The 15,745-nt window shown below is 71.5% G+C and carries 19 protein-coding genes; 10 read left to right on the forward strand and 9 right to left on the reverse strand.

The window, feature by feature from the left end:
• Positions 1 to 35: 35 nt before the first annotated feature.
• Together ACWF94_RS14050 and ACWF94_RS14055 are read right to left on the reverse strand one after the other, a co-directional pair.
• The gene (locus tag ACWF94_RS14050) at positions 36 to 209 is read right to left on the reverse strand and encodes a hypothetical protein (RefSeq protein ID WP_453487598.1); all 174 of its coding nucleotides are present in this window, start codon (positions 207 to 209) and stop codon (positions 36 to 38) included.
• A gap of 185 nt (positions 210 to 394) precedes the next feature.
• The gene (locus ACWF94_RS14055; protein WP_453487599.1) at positions 395 to 730 is read right to left on the reverse strand and encodes a DUF7848 domain-containing protein; all 336 of its coding nucleotides are present in this window, start codon (positions 728 to 730) and stop codon (positions 395 to 397) included.
• A 91-nt stretch (positions 731 to 821) separates the two neighbouring features.
• Here ACWF94_RS14055 and ACWF94_RS14060 point away from each other — a divergent pair, with 91 nt between their 5' ends.
• Entirely contained in the window at positions 822 to 2,066 is a 1,245-nt protein-coding gene (locus ACWF94_RS14060; RefSeq protein ID WP_453487600.1) for a Twin-arginine translocation pathway signal, read from the forward strand.
• Between the two features lies 1 nt (position 2,067).
• Positions 2,068 to 2,388 carry a 4a-hydroxytetrahydrobiopterin dehydratase gene (locus ACWF94_RS14065; protein ID WP_453487601.1) on the forward strand — a complete coding sequence of 107 codons (321 nt, stop codon included), beginning with the start codon at positions 2,068 to 2,070 and terminating at the stop codon, positions 2,386 to 2,388.
• 77 nt (positions 2,389 to 2,465) lie between these two features.
• Here ACWF94_RS14065 and ACWF94_RS14070 read toward each other — a convergent pair whose 3' ends face one another.
• On the reverse strand, positions 2,466 to 2,588 hold the full coding sequence (locus ACWF94_RS14070; protein WP_453487602.1) for a hypothetical protein: 123 nt from the start codon (positions 2,586 to 2,588) through the stop codon (positions 2,466 to 2,468).
• 180 nt (positions 2,589 to 2,768) lie between these two features.
• On the reverse strand, positions 2,769 to 4,019 hold the full coding sequence (locus ACWF94_RS14075) for a helix-turn-helix domain-containing protein (protein WP_453487603.1): 1,251 nt from the start codon (positions 4,017 to 4,019) through the stop codon (positions 2,769 to 2,771).
• A gap of 367 nt (positions 4,020 to 4,386) precedes the next feature.
• On the opposite strand from ACWF94_RS14075, the gene ACWF94_RS14080 reads away from it, so the two are divergent.
• Complete coding sequence (locus ACWF94_RS14080) at positions 4,387 to 4,827, forward strand: NUDIX hydrolase (RefSeq protein ID WP_453487604.1); 441 nt, start codon at positions 4,387 to 4,389, stop codon at positions 4,825 to 4,827.
• Between the two features lie 311 nt (positions 4,828 to 5,138).
• Here the strand turns inward: ACWF94_RS14080 and ACWF94_RS14085 are convergent, their stop codons facing one another.
• Positions 5,139 to 5,609, reverse strand: coding sequence for a pyridoxamine 5'-phosphate oxidase family protein (locus ACWF94_RS14085; protein WP_453487605.1), 471 nt, complete (start codon positions 5,607 to 5,609; stop codon positions 5,139 to 5,141).
• 362 nt (positions 5,610 to 5,971) lie between these two features.
• Here ACWF94_RS14085 and ACWF94_RS14090 point away from each other — a divergent pair, with 362 nt between their 5' ends.
• Together ACWF94_RS14090 and ACWF94_RS14095 are read left to right on the forward strand one after the other, a co-directional pair.
• Positions 5,972 to 6,172 (forward strand): hypothetical protein, encoded by a 201-nt coding sequence (locus ACWF94_RS14090; RefSeq protein WP_453487606.1) that lies wholly within the window; start codon positions 5,972 to 5,974, stop codon positions 6,170 to 6,172.
• Positions 6,173 to 6,295: 123 nt separating this feature from the next.
• Positions 6,296 to 7,333: a protein kinase family protein gene (locus ACWF94_RS14095; protein ID WP_453487607.1), complete on the forward strand. Its 1,038-nt coding sequence runs from the start codon at positions 6,296 to 6,298 to the stop codon at positions 7,331 to 7,333.
• Here the strand turns inward: ACWF94_RS14095 and ACWF94_RS14100 are convergent.
• From ACWF94_RS14100 to ACWF94_RS14115, 4 genes are all read right to left on the reverse strand, one after another.
• Positions 7,309 to 7,485: a hypothetical protein gene (locus ACWF94_RS14100; RefSeq protein ID WP_453487608.1), complete on the reverse strand. Its 177-nt coding sequence runs from the start codon at positions 7,483 to 7,485 to the stop codon at positions 7,309 to 7,311. The genes ACWF94_RS14095 and ACWF94_RS14100 overlap by 25 nt on opposite strands.
• Positions 7,486 to 7,554: 69 nt before the next feature.
• Positions 7,555 to 8,241, reverse strand: a complete 687-nt coding sequence (locus tag ACWF94_RS14105) for an ABC transporter (protein WP_453487609.1) — start codon at positions 8,239 to 8,241, stop codon at positions 7,555 to 7,557.
• On the reverse strand, positions 8,238 to 9,176 hold the full coding sequence (locus tag ACWF94_RS14110) for an ABC transporter ATP-binding protein (protein ID WP_453487614.1): 939 nt from the start codon (positions 9,174 to 9,176) through the stop codon (positions 8,238 to 8,240). Before ACWF94_RS14110 ends, ACWF94_RS14105 begins: the two co-directional genes overlap by 4 nt.
• The gene (locus ACWF94_RS14115) at positions 9,173 to 9,847 is read right to left on the reverse strand and encodes an AIM24 family protein (RefSeq protein WP_453487610.1); all 675 of its coding nucleotides are present in this window, start codon (positions 9,845 to 9,847) and stop codon (positions 9,173 to 9,175) included. The genes ACWF94_RS14110 and ACWF94_RS14115 overlap by 4 nt, the downstream gene beginning before the upstream one ends.
• Positions 9,848 to 10,042: 195 nt before the next feature.
• On the opposite strand from ACWF94_RS14115, the gene ACWF94_RS14120 reads away from it, so the two are divergent.
• From ACWF94_RS14120 to ACWF94_RS14140, 5 genes are all read left to right on the forward strand, one after another.
• Complete coding sequence (locus tag ACWF94_RS14120; RefSeq protein WP_453487611.1) at positions 10,043 to 10,813, forward strand: aminoacyl-tRNA hydrolase; 771 nt, start codon at positions 10,043 to 10,045, stop codon at positions 10,811 to 10,813.
• A gap of 149 nt (positions 10,814 to 10,962) precedes the next feature.
• Positions 10,963 to 11,742, forward strand: coding sequence for a DUF4142 domain-containing protein (locus tag ACWF94_RS14125; RefSeq protein WP_453487615.1), 780 nt, complete (start codon positions 10,963 to 10,965; stop codon positions 11,740 to 11,742).
• A 211-nt stretch (positions 11,743 to 11,953) separates the two neighbouring features.
• Positions 11,954 to 13,333 carry a DUF692 domain-containing protein gene (locus tag ACWF94_RS14130; RefSeq protein ID WP_453487612.1) on the forward strand — a complete coding sequence of 460 codons (1,380 nt, stop codon included), beginning with the start codon at positions 11,954 to 11,956 and terminating at the stop codon, positions 13,331 to 13,333.
• Positions 13,334 to 13,337: 4 nt separating this feature from the next.
• Positions 13,338 to 14,273 carry a TIGR04222 domain-containing membrane protein gene (locus tag ACWF94_RS14135; protein ID WP_453487613.1) on the forward strand — a complete coding sequence of 312 codons (936 nt, stop codon included), beginning with the start codon at positions 13,338 to 13,340 and terminating at the stop codon, positions 14,271 to 14,273.
• 542 nt (positions 14,274 to 14,815) lie between these two features.
• The gene (locus ACWF94_RS14140) at positions 14,816 to 15,703 is read left to right on the forward strand and encodes a TIGR04222 domain-containing membrane protein (RefSeq protein ID WP_453487616.1); all 888 of its coding nucleotides are present in this window, start codon (positions 14,816 to 14,818) and stop codon (positions 15,701 to 15,703) included.
• Positions 15,704 to 15,745: the final 42 nt, after the last annotated feature.

Genomic DNA, 15,745 nt, shown 5'->3' on the forward strand with positions numbered 1-15,745 from the left:
CGCTACGGGGGATGCGCGGACGGACCGGGGCGGTCTCAGGGACAGGGGTCGGGGCAGGCCCACAACTCCGCGTCGAGGACGTGCTCGCCGGACCGGCCCCGGGCCCGCCCGGCGTGCACCGCCCCGGAGGTGAGGAGTTGTCCGCAGGCGTAGCAGGTCCTGCCCATCGCCTGGTCCGACGTCAGATCGGCGACGGGCGGCACGGGCACGTCCCGGCACGGCAGTCCGGCACAGGGTGGGGGGTGTGGTCACCGCCGGAGGCCCTGCGGCGGGCGCGACACACACTCCGGGTGGGCGTACGCGGGCGGCCTCACCCCGGACATGCCCTCGGGCTCGCCGACCTCGACGGCCTCGCCGAGGATGGGCCGGTCGCATCGGACGCAGTACTCGCCCGTCACGACGTGCCCCCGGCGGTGACGCGGAAGTGCTCCGTGGTGGTCGCCTCGAAGGCGGCGTGCCCGGTCGTGCTGCTGTGGGCAAGTGCCCACGCCTCCAGGCCAAGCCTGCCCTCGGTGCTGTCCGGCACGGCATCGCACCGGGTGCACTCCACCGTCCGAACCGACTGCGTGCCCTGTTCCGGGGCGAGCAGTAGCCGATCACCACCACTCGGGCAGACATCGGCAGAACACACCTGCCGGTACGGCGGCCCGGACGGGCGACCGACCCAACGGGCAGATTCCGTCGCGATCTGTGTACGTTCGGTAGTCACACGAGGATGATGGGCGTGCACGCGAGGACACGACTAGGCCACGCAGTGGCCACCGGTGGCCATGCAGCGGCCACGGCCGAGGATACGAGTGATGACCCCTCAGACTGGTCGGATGGACCGGAACGACGCACTCAGAGCCGCCAGGCTCCGGCGTGGCTGGCGCACGATTGAGGCCGCTGCCAACGCGCTCCAGCAGCACGGGCAACGGCTCCTCGACGACCCGCATTTCACCGTGTCCGCACGGACCTGGCGCCGGTGGGAGGGACCTCGCCCAGGCTGGCCGGCCGAGGAGACGGCGATCGTGCTGCACGACGCGCTCGGCCGCTGGCCCGAGGATCTGGGATTTCCCCCGCCGCCGGGGTGGATCCAGCCCGAGCACCATCAAGAGGACGATGTGAAACGCCGTGCATTCGTATCGGTCACCGCTGCCGCCCTGGCCACGGGGCCGGTCACTCCGCAGCATGTCGACCCGGCTCTCATCACGTACTTCCAGGAGCAGCTCGAAGGGCACTACCGAGCGGACATGCTCCTCGGCCCGCATGACCTCATCGGCACCGTCAGCGCCCAGTACCAGTTGATCGACAAGCTGGTGCGCTCCGCGAAGGGGGAAACGCGTCGGGGGCTGCTGAAGGTCGGGGCCGCCTACGCGGCGCTGGTGGGTTGGCTGTACCAGGACGCGGGAGACATGGACGGGGCATCCTTTTGGCGGGGAGTGACACAGGAGATAGCGATGCGGGCCCGCGATCCGCACCTGATCGGGTACAGCCTGATCAATCAGGCCCAGGTCAGGACTGACCTGGGCGACGGTCCTGCGGTCATCGACCTCTGCGAAGCCGCCCTCGACGACGCGGACCGCCTCGCCCCGAAAGTTAGGGTCATGTCGCTTCAGCAGCAGGCGCACGGAGCGAGCCTCATCGGGGACCGCACCGCGGTGGACCGGCTCATCGATGAGGCAGGGCGTCACCTGCCCCGGGTCGATGACGACCTCCCGTGGGGCAACGCTTGCCGCCGGACCCCCGGGTATCTGGAGGTGCAGCGGGCGACCTGCTACGGCCGTCTCGGCCTCGGCACCGAGGCGATGTCCCTGTGGTCCCAGGTCCTGACCGTCGTCCCAGGAACCGCGCGCAGGGACCGGGGGGTGTATCTCGCACGGCACGCGACCGCAGCGGCAGCCGCGCAGGAGCCGGACCAGGCGCTGGAGATCGCCCGTACGGTCGCGGACATCGCGATCGAGACCCGGTCGGCACGGCTGCGCCGGGAGATGGTGGCACTGGAGCGGGCGATGCGGCCGTGGCACGATGCGCCGGTGGGCCGGGACCTCGCTGAGGTGTTGGCGTCTGTGACGGAGGGGAGCTGATGTGGCTGAGGTACCGATACCGCTGACGGAACGTGAGATCACCGCAGCTCTACGGGCAGTGCCCGGGTGGCAGCGCCAGGGCGAGGAGATCACCCGCACGTACGGGATCCGATATCACGGCGGCGTGGCGATGATCGTGCACGTTGCCGATGTCGAGCGGCTGATCGGCCACCACGCGGACATCGATCTGAGATGGGACACGGTGCGGTTCGGGATCACGACTCATGACGCGGGACACCGGCTTACGGCCGCCGACTTCGACCTCGCCCGCCGTATCGACCAGATCGCCGCCGCGCACGGAGCGGAGCCCGCTGACGGCTGACCGAGTGCATGCTCGGCGCTCCTGGGGAGTCGGGAAGGACGCCTGCGGGCGAAGCTCTCCGCACAGCGAGTCCACCGTCAGACGCTCCACAGCGCCTCCCCGCGCACGACATCGGCCAGGGCGACGAGGCCGCGCTGTTCCCGGCACGTAACGCACACGGTCCGCGCGTACGCGGACGACCAGCCGGGTGCGACAGGCATACCGGGGCCTACCGGATCGCCCACGACCACCCGTGGTGATACGGGGACCCGGATACCGTCCGGGCCCAACCGGTACACACTCATCGTCATCACGGGCTCGCCCTTCCGTAGCGGATTCACTGCTCCGACGACGGTAGGAGCCCGGAAGGAGAACCAGGGGCACAGTTCGTGCCCCCTCGACTAAGCGGTCAGCAGGCCGAGTTTCACTGCCAGAGCGGCGGCCCGACGGCGGGGCTCGGGGTGCTTCGACTCGGCTTCCTCCAGCACGATCCGCTTCGCATAGCCGTTGTACTTGATCGTCTCCGGGGCGGCCTTGTACGCCCTCGCGAGCGTCGCCAGCGCGACGTCCGACTGCCCGTCCAGCTGATACGCGCGGGCCTCCTCGATCCGGTGCCGGGCGCGGCGCGGTCGGGAGGGGATCGTCATCGAGTCCGACGCGGCGGCCTGTCGCACGGACTCCCCGCCCTGGTTCAACTCCACGGCAACGGTGACGGCGTGCGCTCCTATGATCGCGGGCCCGAAGCTGGTGACCCGATGGTAGTAACCCTCAAGCAACCGCTCGGCCATGCGCCGGGCGTCGTCCCAGTAGCGCCATGCCGTGCCCGTATCCCCGCGGCGGGCCGCTGTGTATCCGGCCTCGAAGACGAGTGCACCCGTGATGGCCCGGAGGTCGTCATCAGCGTCCGGCAGCAGCGGTCGCAGCTGGGTGAGCGCGGCCGAGGTGACGTCATCGGCAGCGTCGAAGTGCGCTGCTCCCGCGTCCCGGTGCGCCTGCGCCGAGAGCCACGCAGCGACCCCGATGATGTGTGGATCCCCGGACTCCTGCGCGGCGACCATGCCCCGCTCGGCGACACGCCACAGCAGTGCGGCGTCCGGCTGGTATGCCACGAAGAACTGACTGAGGCTGTAGACCTCGGACAGAACGGCCTGCGCGGCGCGCCTCTCCGGCCCGGTCTCCGCCTGCCGCGCGGCCAGTTGCGCATCGCGGATCAGCTCCGGCAGCAGCGCCCCGACCACTTCCCGGTGCTCAGGCGAGGAGTGCCGGGCCGACCAGGCGCGGGCGAGCCGAGCGGACAGATGCGCTGTGGGCGGTGCCTCGCGGTCGGCGTCCAGCGGGAAGGTGTCGACCGCGCACTTGACCGCGCGGAGGCGGGGGTGGCCGGGGCCGGTGAAGAGGGCGACACGCACGGACTGGTCTCCGGTGAGATCGGACAGGTCTGCTACCCGCAGGATCTCGGCCAGCCGCAGGATGATGTGCAGCTTGGGTGTCTTCAGACGACCGGTTTCCACCGCCTTCACCCACGAGCCGGACCGGCCCGTCAGGCCGCCGAGCTGGTCACGCGTCAGCCCTCTCCGGGTGCGCAGGATCTGGAGCCGCTGGCCGAAGGCGATCGGGTCGGCGTATGGGTCCGGGGTAGCACGAGATGACACGGCCTGGCCCCTCTCTGAACAGCTCGTCGCTGTCAGGGTATGGGGCGAGGTCACTTTCGTGTGAGCGTCCCGAGGCCCGAAACCGACCGCTCCCACGCCTTGGACCGCATCGGCCTCGCCGAATCCCGGACCATGCAGAGGCTTCCCGCCCTCCGGGTGCTCGCGACCCGCCCCGCAGGCACTACCCCGAACAGGCCGACCGCTGGGCCTCCTGCCACTCGCAGACCGGGCACAGGGGCGCACCCTTCACCGAGTCGGGGTAGTCGGTCGGCTCGCGGCAGCTGGGGGCGGGGGATCGTTCGCCCGGAAGTCACCAATGTCCCGTTCGCGGCCTGGCTGTCCTGACACACCGCTACTCTCGCGTCGCATGAGCGACGACAGCACCAGCACCCCTGCTCGCGACGCATCCGTGGTCGTAGCCGTGGACGAGAAGGGGCAGGCGGCGATCCTGTCCGCCCACTTCCCCGACCACGGCGGCGAATATCTGTTTCTGCCAGGCGGACGCAGGGAGGACGGCGAGACCCCGGAGCAGTGCGCCCGGCGAGAACTCGCCGAGGAGGCGGGGATCACCGCCGAAGCGTGGAGCCCGCTGGGCTCTTACGCCATCACCCTCGCTTCGCGCGCCCGTGTCCACCTTTTCGAGGCGCACCGGCTCTCTCTGGGCCCGCAGCAGCTGACCCCCAGCGAACTGGACTTCAAGCTGACGTGGTGGCCCATGGACGAAGCCGTACGAGCCGCCGCCGAGGGCCGCTTCCTCCTCCCAGCCGGGCCTCTCGCACTCATGCTGGCTGCTCGGGCGAGTGCGTGAAGCCGAGCCCGCTGTCGGCCACCAGATCCAGGGCGGGACACCACCGACCCGGTTCCGTGCCGGGCCCAGCGAAGTCCTCGGGTCGCTGGGGAACTCGTTGCCCAAACCTCACGGTGACGCCTGCTAGGGCGTGTTTCATCCCCGTCGATACGAGCCCCCCGACGCCCGCATCGCCAGGCACACAAGCGGCAGCCGAGTTGCACCGCGCCGATGGTGATGATCAGCGACCGACCCACAGAGGCTAACGCTCGGCTGGGAGACCCTGGCCGAGCGCTTGGGCCGGCTTCTTGCGGCTTGCCCCTCTCGCAGGCTCAGACCAGCCACTTCCCGGCGCGCATGAGCGTGCGTCCACTCATTTCAGGAACTGATGTCCAAGCCTGCAAGGTGTCAGGAATGACCTGGAACCAGACATATGAGGGGTGGTCTTCCCGTGGATCCCAGCCGTCCTTGGCGGCAAAGGCATCGCCCACCCCAGGCCGAAGTTCCTCCCGCGTCAGCATGCGTGCAGTGCCGCGGATCATGACCACGTCACGAGTGTGACCGAAGCAGAGCCGGACCCTCCCCGAGGCGGCCAGGTTCCGCCCGGTCGGGTTGGTATCACGGGTGGAAAGCCAGACGGCCTCGCCGTCCCACCAGAAGGCAAGGGGAACGAGGCACGGTTCACCAGTGTCGTCGGCAGTGGCGACCCACACGTCGTTGTCCCGCGCAAGCCTTTCCAGCGCCTCGTGCTTGCGCTGCTCTGGGCTGCGAGGGCCGCTGGGGCGAGAGTCATCTGACGTCATAAGGCGAGACTATGGCCTGACCGCTCACGCCACATCCGTCGACCGGAGTAGGACGCAAGGCTCAGAGCCTTCTCAGCGATGGACCCAAACTGGGAAATCCGGTCCACGCCGCCAGGCCGTTGACGCAACCCCTACGATCGTGCCACCACACCAGTGTTGCGACGATCTCTGGAGAGTGCCGCCGAAGTCCCATCCGGCCACCGGGGCGCGCACTCCTTCGCGGACCGCCCGATCCGGATTGCCGCACAATGTTTCCATGGGCACAGCACCGCTTCGGCCACGGCAGACCCAGCGCAAGCAGCGGGCGGCGGACGCGGCGATCGAGGTCACCGCCGCGGAGGGGCTGCGCGGGCTGACCCATCGTGCGGTGGACGCCCACGCCCGGCTGCCGGCGGGCAGCACGCCCCGAGGAGCACGCCCGTCTGCTCGTCGCGCAGCTCGACGGCCTGCTCTACGACGCACTCGCACGCCCTTTCCTCGGCGGGGAGGAACGGCAGCGGCTGCGGCACGCCGTCGGCGTCATCGTGTACGGCTACGCCGCTCCCGGACTGCGTGCGCGGTGAGGACCTCCAGGGAAAGATCCTTCGGCGTGAGTAGGGTGGCGGGCAGCTCCCGCCCGGGTGTTCGTTGACGCGATCGCACGTCAGGCGGGTGCCCGGCTGGAGGCATAGGTGAAGAGCCCCGACATGTCCCGCGGTGCTCGCCTGGCCGCGCATGGCGCCGCTTCCGCATCGCTGGCGCTCTGCGGTGATCGCGGACTGCGCGAACTCGTGGACGCCGCCACACCGATCGGTTCCGGGATCGGCGGGAAGACGGTGCTGCTGGACGTCGACGGGACAGCGGTCTTCGTCAAGCAGGTACGACTGACCGATCTGGAGCGAAGGCCGGAGAACGTTCACTCCACAGCCAATCTGTTCGGATTGCCGGACTTCTGCCACTACGGCGTCGGCAGTATCGGCGGCCCGGGGTTCGGAGCCTGGCGGGAGCTGGCCGTGCACACCATGACGACGGACTGGGTGATCGCGGGAGACTACGAGGGTTTCCCCCTGATGTACCACTGGCGGGTGCTCCCGGACCTCGGACGGCCGCTTCCCGAGGAACTGGCCGACGTGGAACGAGCTGTCGCCTATTGGGGAGGCGGGTCAGAGATACGCAGCCGGATCGAGGCCCTCCAGCAGTCCACGGCCAGCCTCACGCTGTTCCTGGAGTACATCCCGCAAAACCTGCACGACTGGCTGGGCGGCCGGATCGAGGCCGGTGGCGAGGTGGCCGAGCGGGCCTGCGCCATGGTGGACAGCGAGCTGAAAGCCGGCATCTCGTTCATGAACGACCGCGGGCTGCTGCACTTCGACGCCCACTTCGAGAACATCCTGACCGACGGACAGCGGCTCTTCTTCGCCGACTACGGCCTTGCGATCTCCTCGCGCTTCCAGCTCACACAGGACGAGGCCGACTTCTTCGACCAGCACCGCACCTACGACCGGTCCTATACCGTCACGCACCTGGTGACCTGGCTGGCCGCCGCTCTGTACGGGTACGGACCGGAAGAACGCAGGGCGTTTGTGCGCGGCTGTACCCGAGGGGAGCCCCCGGGGGAAGTTCCGGCGGCCATCGCGGAAGTCCTCGTCCGCTACGCGCCGACCGCCGCGGTGATGGTGGACTTCTACCGCCGGTTCCAGCGGGAGAGCCGGGCAATCCGCTACCCCGAGCAGGCCGACCGCTGAGCCTCCTGCCACTCGCAGACCGGGCACAGGGGTGCACCCTTCACCGAGTCGGGGTAGTCGGTCGGCTCGCGGCACAGTACGCACTCGGCGAACGGTGGCCCGCCGGCCGCCTCGCGCGCCGGAGGCGGGGTGCGGCAGTACGGCTCGTCCATGGCATGAGCATACGGACGGGCGCCGGGCGGGCCCATCGCGGTGTGCTTGGTCCGCGCCGCGCGGTGTGCTCAGTCCGCGCCGCCGGTCCCGGCGCGCAGCGGGGTCAGCGCGCAGGCGACCGTGCCCGCGAGGCCCGCGAGGAGCAGGGCGGCGGCGAGGGGCAGCAGGGGCAGCCGTACGGTGCCGGTGTGCGAGCCGGACACGAGGGCGTGGACGGCGGACCGCGCGGGTGAGCCGGTGATCACCAGGGCGAGCAGGGCGAGCAGCGCGGTGAGGGACAGTGACCAGCCCCGGCTGTGCAGGAGCGGGCGAGTGCAGAGTGCGCCCACCGCGGCGCCGGTCAGCAGACAGGCCGCCGCCGCGAGCAGCCCCGCCGTCGCGGCGCCGGGCAGGGGGACGGCGGTGCGGCCGTCGGCGCTCCTCGCGTCGCCGAGGAGGAGGACCAGTGCCGTACCCGCGAGGCCGAGCACGCCCGCGCAGGTCACGGCCGTGAGCAGGGAGGCCAGATGCAGCCGGGGCGCACCCGTCGCGGCGGACGCGATGTCGCGGGACGCGGACGGCTCCTGGGTGGCGCACACCCTGACCAGCCAGGCGGTGACCGGGAGCAGTGCGGCGGCGGCGTAGCCGAAGGAGTCGAGCACGGGGCTGCCCGGCTGGACGCCGATGGCCAGCAGAACAGCGTAGAGCAGAACGGGCGGCAGCCAGCGCTGCGTGCGCAGCAGGAGTGCGGTCTGATAGCCGAACAGCGCGGTCATCCGGGCTTCACCACGCCCTCGTCCTCCTCCTTGACCTTGGCCTTGGCCTTGACCCTGACCTTGGCCTCGTCCGCGCCCTCAGCCTTGGCCTCGTCCGCGCCCTTGACCTCGGCCTCGCTCTCGCGGCTCTCGACGCCCCGAATGTGCCAGCCCGCCCCGAGCAGGGCGCGCAGCAGCGCGTCCGAGTGCGGCTCGGGCACCGTGAACACGGCGGTGCCGTCCGGGGCCTTCTCGTACGAGGGTGTGCCCGGCAGCGAGTCCGGCGGGATGGCGCCGGGCGGGCCGGAGGCCACGACGCGTACGGGCGGGCCGTGGCCTGGCCACTCCGGACGGCGGATCAGGGCGCGGTCGGTCAGCTCGTACTCCGCGTCCGCGCGGCCCTGGAGCCGCAGCGGATCGTGGTCGACGAAGACGACGATCGCGCCCGTGTCGACCCGTTCGGCGACCGCGCGGTCGAGCCAGGCGCGGGCATCGGCGTCCAGGCCCGTCCACGCCTCGTCGAGTACGAGCAGTTCGGGCCCGGCGAGCAGGGCCTGTGCCACGGCCACTTTCTGGCTGGTGCCCTTGGAGAGTTCGGCCAGGGGCGTACGGGCATGTCCGGCGGCCCCGAAGCGCTCAAGCCACTCGGCGGCCCGTTCCCGGGCCGTCCGGCGGCCCAGGCCGTGGATACGCCCGAGGTGGGTCAGATAGCCGATGGCCGTGAACGGCAGGACGGCCGGGAAGCGCTCGGGGACGTACGCCGTGCGCGGCCGGTCATCGATACGGCCCTCGGTCGGGGCGTCGATTCCGGCGATGAGCCGCAGCAGGGTCGACTTGCCGGTGCCGTTGGTGCCCATGACCCGGATCAGGGACCGCGCGGACAGGTCGAGATCGACTCCGCGCAGCACCCATGGCCCGCCGAGCCCGTAGCGGCGGCCGACCCCCCGGAGTTTCAGCTCGACGCCTTCTGCGGGACGAGTTCGCTGGGCCGTACGATCACAAAGCCCTCGCCCTGGAGCATGAGCTGCACGGCCTCGCCGGAGCCGCCGCGCACCATGGAGCCGAAGGACTGGGAGCGGTTGAGCGAGGTCTCCAGATGGGCGCTCCAGCCGACGACCGCGTCGGTGTCCACGAAGACCGGCTGCTGGGACGTGACCGGAATCACGATGGGGTTGCCCTCGCAGATGATGGCGAGCTTGCCGTGTCCGGTGAAGACACTGTTGAAAAGGCCGCCGCCGGCCGAGCCGACACCCTTCACGGTCTTGATCTCATACGACAGGCTGGAGTCGAAGCAGAGCACATTGCGACCGTTGATGGTGAGCGCGTCGCCCTGCTCGATGTCGACGATGAAACAGTTCGCGGCCTCGTGCGCGAACCATGCCTCGCCCTGCCCGCGCACGGCCATCAGCGGCAGGCCCTCGCCGGTCACGGCGCGCTTGAGCATGCCGCCTATGCCCTGGCTCTTGCGCTCGAACTGGAGGTTGCCGCGGAAGGCGATCATCGACCCCTGCCGCGCGTGCATCTCACCGTTGACGGCGTACTTGACGGACTTGGCGTTCTGCTGGGTCATTCCGGGCACGGTGGCCTGCTGGGCCATGTTCTCCGAGGCGAAGAGGTCGCTTTTCATGGGGTGCATACTCACCCGGACGCCACCGTTCCGCCAACCTCCGTACCCATCACGCACCGGCCGGGGACCCGCCCCGGCGGTCTCTGCCCGCCCCGGCCGCCCGCCGCACCCGGTCTCGGTGCGGGCCCGGCGGTCCGGGGGCGGGGGCGCCCTCGGCCTCCGGTGCGGTGGCCGCCCTGCTGGCAGAATCGCCGTGTGAGCAGCGAACCCCTCAGCCCCGAAAGCCCCAGCAGTCCTGGCAGTGCCGACAGTCCTGCCGGTCCCGACAGCCCGGACAGCCCTTTCCGGCACGAGAGCACCGACCGCGACGAGGCCCCGCAGTTCGTTCTGCCGCTGGTCGTACGGATCGAGAAGACCGCGCCCCCGGCCCGTACGGACGCGCTGGAGACCGCCGCCCGCGCGGTGCTGGCGATCCTCGCCGACGAGCGGTCGGCCGGCGAAGGCGACTGGGCGCGGGCGATGCGCGACTGGCAGGACGCGCGTATCCGCAAAGTGGTACGGCGGGCCCGGGGCTCGGAGTGGCGCAGGGCGGTGGAGCTGCCCGGGATCACCGTGCGCGGGGGGACGGCGGAGGTACGGGTGTTCCCGCCGGTCCCGCTGGACGGCTGGCCCCGGGAGCTGGCCAGGCTCCAGGTCTCCGGCACGGATCTGGACGACCCGGAGCCCCCGGCCGCACCCGACCCGGCGGGCCCGGTGCTGTGGCTGAGCCCGGATCTGGAGATGTCGGCGGGCAAGGCGATGGCGCAGGCCGGCCATGGGGCGCAGCTCGCGTGGTGGGAGCTGCCGGACGCGGACCGCAAGGCATGGGCGGAGGCAGGGTTCCCGCTGTCGGTACGGACGCCGGACGCCGAGCGGTGGGCCCGGCTGACGGTCAGCGGGCTGCCGGTCGTCCGGGACGCGGGTTTCACCGAGATCGCCCCCGGCAGCTGCACCGTGGTCGCCGACCACCCGGCCCTGCGCGGCTGAGGCAGCCCCTCGCCGACTGAGGCGGCCCTCAGGGCTGAACGCGGAAGTTCCCCAGAACGTATCTCCCGGTGACGTCAGGCGTGTTGAATGCACGTCCTGTTCGGCGGTTTCATCGCCGTGCGGCGTATCGGCTCGGGGAGGCACATGTGTTGCGGCGCATCAATGGGACGGCACTCATCATCGCGGCGCTCGTCGCCACCGTGGGAGCGCTGGCGTTCCCGGTGTGGTCGTACGCGGACCGTTCCGGCACCGGCCAGGACAATCTCAACGCCTCGTCGGTGGCGACCCAGTGGGGTCCGCTGTCGGCGGCCGACCGCGACTTCCTGGTGAAGGTGCGGCTCGCCGGGCTGTGGGAGCTGCCCGCCGGCCAGCAGGCCATCGAACGCGCGCCGACCCAGGCGATCAAGGACACCGGCGACCATCTCATCGTGGGCCACACCGACCTCGACCGAAGGGCCCGGGATGTGGCGGCCAAGCTCGGGGTGCAGCTGCCGAACCAGCCGAACGAGCAGCAGCAGGGCTGGCTGCGGGAGCTTTCGGCGGCGAGCGGCCGGGAGTACGAGTACAAGTTCGCCAATCTGCTGCGCAGCGCCCACGGCAAGTTCTTCGGCGTGATAGGCCAGGTTCGGCACTCCACCAGGAACACCCTGATACGACAGCTCGCGAGCGACGCCAATCAGACGGTGCTCGACCACATCACCATGCTGGAGTCGACCGGGATGGTCGACTTCGACGCCCTCGCCAACGAGGCGGCGGGCCGTGCGACGGCCAGTCCGACCGGTCCGCCGGCGCCGGGCGGCGAGCTGCCTCCGGCGCCCATGCCCGCGGAGCCGTCCGGGACCGGGTCGTTCACCTCGGAGCCCTCCACCCGGCCGGGCCCGCCGACCGCGATCAACACCAACCGCCCCGAGCCGGGCACCAGCCTCTGAGGACCCACCGGCCGCCCAGCCGCCCGTCGGTTTGTCCGTGGAACCTCCCATCTTGTCCGCGGAACCCCGTCGAACCCCGCGGAACCCCGTCGAACTCCGTGGAACCTCAAATCAATCTCTGAACGTCCCTCCTTCTGGATTCACCCCGGGTGGGCAGGGACATGACCCCTTCACGCAACGTCATGGGGCACAGTGGGCGGAGGAGGGGGACATGGAACTCGGTATGGGAATCGGCTGGCGTCCGGAGATCGCGGCGGCGGTGGAGGAACTGCCCGGTGTCGACTGGGTCGAGGTCGTGGCGGAGAACGTCTGCCCGGGCCATCTGCCCGACTCACTGACCCGGCTGCGCGCCCGGGGCACCCGGGTCGTCCCGCACGGCGTCTCCCTCGGACTCGGCGGCGCGGACCGCCCGTCCATCCGGAAGCTCGGGGAACTGGCCGAGCGGGCCACGGCGCTGGGGTCGCCGCTGGTGACGGAGCACATCGCCTTCGTCCGCGCCGGAGGCCCGCTCACCGCGTCCGCCCCGCTGGAGGCGGGCCATCTGCTGCCCGTCCCGCGCACCTGGGACGCGCTCAAGGTGCTCTGCGAGAACGTCCGGATCGCCCAGGACCTGCTGCCGGTGCCGCTGGCGCTGGAGAACATCGCCGCGCTGATCTCCTGGCCGGGCGAGGAGCTGACGGAGGGGCAGTTCCTCGCCGAGCTGGTGGAGCGGACGGGCGTCGGCCTGCTGATCGATGTGGCCAATCTCCATACGAACCAGGTGAACCGCGGCGAGGACCCGGCGAAGGCGCTCGCCGAGCTGCCCGTCGAGGCGATCGCGTATGTGCATGTGGCGGGCGGTGTCGAACGCGACGGCGTCTGGCACGACACCCACGCCCACCCGGTCACCGAGCCGGTCCTGGACGTCCTGCGCGAGCTGCGGTCCCGCGTCTCGCCGCCCGGGGTCCTGCTGGAGCGCGACGACGACTTCCCGCCGATGGCGGAGCTGGCCGGGGAACTGGCCACGATCCGGGCGACGGTGGCGGAGCCGCCGGCTCGCCTCCGGAGCGTGGCGAACGCGTCGCACGGTGACGCCGCCCCGGCGCCCTCCGGCGAGGCGGCCCCCGTTCGAGGTGAGCCGATCCCGGCCGGCCCGGCCGGCGGCCTCCCCCAGGACGGTGACCTCCCCCAGGACGGGACCGACGCCGTGCGGGAGCGGCTCGGGATCGCCCAGACCGCGCTGTTGTCCGCCCTGGTCGCGGGCACACCCGCGCCCGAGGGCTTCGACTCGCGGCGGCTGCGGGTACAGAGCCGGGCGCTCGCCGCCAAGCGGGCCCAGGTCGTGGCGAAGGTCGCGCCGGAGTTGCGCGAGATCCTCGGGGACGGCTACCGGGCCGCGTTCCACGCGTACGCCAGGACACGGCCGATACGCGCCGGTTACCGCAGGGACGCGCTCGACTTCGCCGAGCATCTGCTCATCGCCGGGCGTCCCGAAGACGACCGCGCCCGCCGCATGCTGACCCACTGGTGGCAAGATCGTGCCGAGCCGCGCCCGCCACGGCGCACCACCCGGATCGTACGGGCGGCCAGAGCAGCACTCGTACGAAGGTGATCGAATGAATCTGAATCTGATCGCGGTGTGGGTCTACCTGGCCGTCATAGCCTACTGCGTCCCGCTGGCGCTGCGGGGGCGGCAACTGGCCGGTCCCGTACCGAAGCTGCCCCAGACCGTGGACGATGTGTACGAGGCCGCGTTCCTGAGCGGCGGGCCCGCCAGAGTGGTGGATGCCGCGCTGACCGCCATGCACGCGGACGAGCGGCTGGAGATCGGCGGGCCGGGCATCGTGTCCGTACGCAACCCCGTCGCGAACGACCCGGTCGAGAGCGCGATCCTCGCCGCACTGGCCACCGCCCCGAACGGCTCGCTGAACACCGTGCGGCACGCGGTGATACGCGGGCCCGTGGTGCAGGGCATCGGCGACGGCCTGGCGGCCCGGGGGCTGCTGCGGCGGACCGACGCCAGGCATCGGCGGCTGTACGGGTGGTCCGCTGTCCTCGGGTTCCTGTGCCTGGTGGCGATTCCGGGCGGTATCGCCCTCAACGTCGTGGGCGCCGCCCTGGACTGGGAGCGTCCCGGCTGGCCGTTCATCGTGGTGATCCTGCCGCCCATCTTCACCGGCATCGGGATCGCCACGCATGTGCAGAGTCGCGCCAAGAGCCGGACCACCCGGGCCGGGGAGATCGCCGAGGCCGCTCACGATGTGCGGTACGCCAAGGAGGAGGCCCCGGCCCGGCTCGTGGCCACGAAGGGTCTGCGCGGTGTGCAGAACTCCGCGCTCAAGGCGGTTCTGGTCACGGCAGCCGCGGTACCGCTCGCCGCCGCGCTCGGCGCGTCGGGGGCCACCGGGGCGACGGCGGGCACCGCGAGCGCCACGCAGCAGTGGTGCGGCTCCGGCGGGGACTCGGGCTGCGGGAGTTCCGGCGGTGGAGGCGCGGACGGCGGTTGTGGGGGCTGCGGGGGTTGTGGGGGCTGTGGAGGCTGCGGCGGATGAGGCTGACCCCGCCCGGGTAAGGCTGCGGCGGATGAGGCTGACCCCGCCCGGGTAGGGCTGCCGCCACGGCTGACCGCACCCGCGACGCTCTGCCAGTCCCGTACCCCTACCCGTACGCGACCCGACAACCGCGCCCCGTCCGCGTACGCCACCCGACAACCGCGCCCCGTTCGCGTACGCGACCCGACACCCGCGCCCCGTCCGCACGCAGCACGCCGCCCACGCCTCGTATCCCGCCGTCCGCCCCATGGTCCCGCCACCGGGGAGCGGCGTGGCCACCCACCCCCGCCCGGCCCGTACGAGGCCGGAGCGGACCGCCGGTGACCGGCGTGCCCACGGCGACCGCCACCGGATCTCCGTCAGATCTCCGCCGGACCGTCCCCCCTCCGCAGCACTGACTTCCCCGGCCCGGTGCGGGCCGACACCGGACTCATGTCATTCACGCGGCGATGCCGCACGCACGCATCAGGAGGCAACGATGAACCTGGGCACACTCGCATTCCTCGTCTATCTCGTCGTGGGGCTCGCCTGCACCGCACTGAATCCTCCGCAGGAAGGCGGCCCTCCCGCCGGCCGGCCAGGGCTACCGACTCCAGGACGTGTACGAGGCGTCGTTCCTGGCCGCCGGGCCCGGCCGGGTGGCAGACGCCGCGATCGTCGCGCTGTACGCCGACGGCAGGATCCTGATCGCCGAACCGGGCATCGCCTCCATAAAGCGGCGCTCCGCCAACTCCCCCGTGGAGCGGGCGGTACTGGACGAGCTGGCCACCGCGCCGACCGGCTCCCTCGCAGCGCTGCGGCGCGAGGTGATGCGCGCGGACGCCGTGCAGTCGATCGGCGACCGGCTCGCGGAGCGGGGGCTGCTGCGGGCACCCGGCCAGAAGTCGTCGGCCACGACGTGGTGGGGCGCCGTGCTGGGGGTGCTGTGCGCCATCGCGTTCATCCCCGGTTCGATCATCATCACCGGACTCGGCCACAGCCTCGACTGGGACCGCCCACCGGTGCCTTTCGTCCTGCTGGTCGCACCTGCCCTGATCAGCGGCGCGGTCCTCGGGTTCTCGGGAATCGCCAAGAGGCGGGTCACCCTGGCCGGGCAGCGGGCCATGAGCAGGTACCGGCAGCGGCACAGCCGTACGAAGTCCATGGCCGGCCGGGTCGCGCTCCGGGGGGCGCGGGGAGTGGAGGACCCCACGGTCCAGACCCTGCTGATCACGGCGGCAGCGGCTTCCACGCTCACCATGACCAGCTCGGGTTCCACAGGCGGTTCGTCGAGCGGCGCCACGGTGTGGTGCGCCTCGTCCGGCGATTCGGGCTGCGGCGGCGCCTCCGGCGGAGGCTCGGACGGCGGCGGAGGCGGCGGCTGTGGCGGAAGCAGCTCCAGTTGTGGCGGCGGCGGAGGCGGCTGTGGCGGAGGGGGAGGCGGCGGCTGACCCGCTCACCGCTTGCGGTGGCGGACGAGACCGACCCCGCCC

The organism is Streptomyces sp. NPDC055078, from assembly GCF_053607985.1.

Excerpts from the sequence above, each read along its gene's own strand:
- ACWF94_RS14085 (WP_453487605.1), bottom strand. The coding sequence starts at position 5,609 with ATGACGTCAGATGACTCTCGCCCCAGCGGCCCTCGCAGCCCAGAGCAG.
- ACWF94_RS14070 (WP_453487602.1), bottom strand. The coding sequence starts at position 2,588 with ATGCCTGTCGCACCCGGCTGGTCGTCCGCGTACGCGCGGACCGTGTGC.
- ACWF94_RS14100 (WP_453487608.1), bottom strand. The coding sequence starts at position 7,485 with ATGGACGAGCCGTACTGCCGCACCCCGCCTCCGGCGCGCGAGGCGGCC.
- ACWF94_RS14080 (WP_453487604.1), top strand. The coding sequence starts at position 4,387 with ATGAGCGACGACAGCACCAGCACCCCTGCTCGCGACGCATCCGTGGTC.
- ACWF94_RS14115 (WP_453487610.1), bottom strand. The coding sequence starts at position 9,847 with ATGAAAAGCGACCTCTTCGCCTCGGAGAACATGGCCCAGCAGGCCACC.
- ACWF94_RS14060 (WP_453487600.1), top strand. The coding sequence starts at position 822 with ATGGACCGGAACGACGCACTCAGAGCCGCCAGGCTCCGGCGTGGCTGG.
- ACWF94_RS14105 (WP_453487609.1), bottom strand. The coding sequence starts at position 8,241 with ATGACCGCGCTGTTCGGCTATCAGACCGCACTCCTGCTGCGCACGCAG.
- ACWF94_RS14130 (WP_453487612.1), top strand. The coding sequence starts at position 11,954 with ATGGAACTCGGTATGGGAATCGGCTGGCGTCCGGAGATCGCGGCGGCG.
- ACWF94_RS14135 (WP_453487613.1), top strand. The coding sequence starts at position 13,338 with ATGAATCTGAATCTGATCGCGGTGTGGGTCTACCTGGCCGTCATAGCC.
- ACWF94_RS14095 (WP_453487607.1), top strand. The coding sequence starts at position 6,296 with ATGTCCCGCGGTGCTCGCCTGGCCGCGCATGGCGCCGCTTCCGCATCG.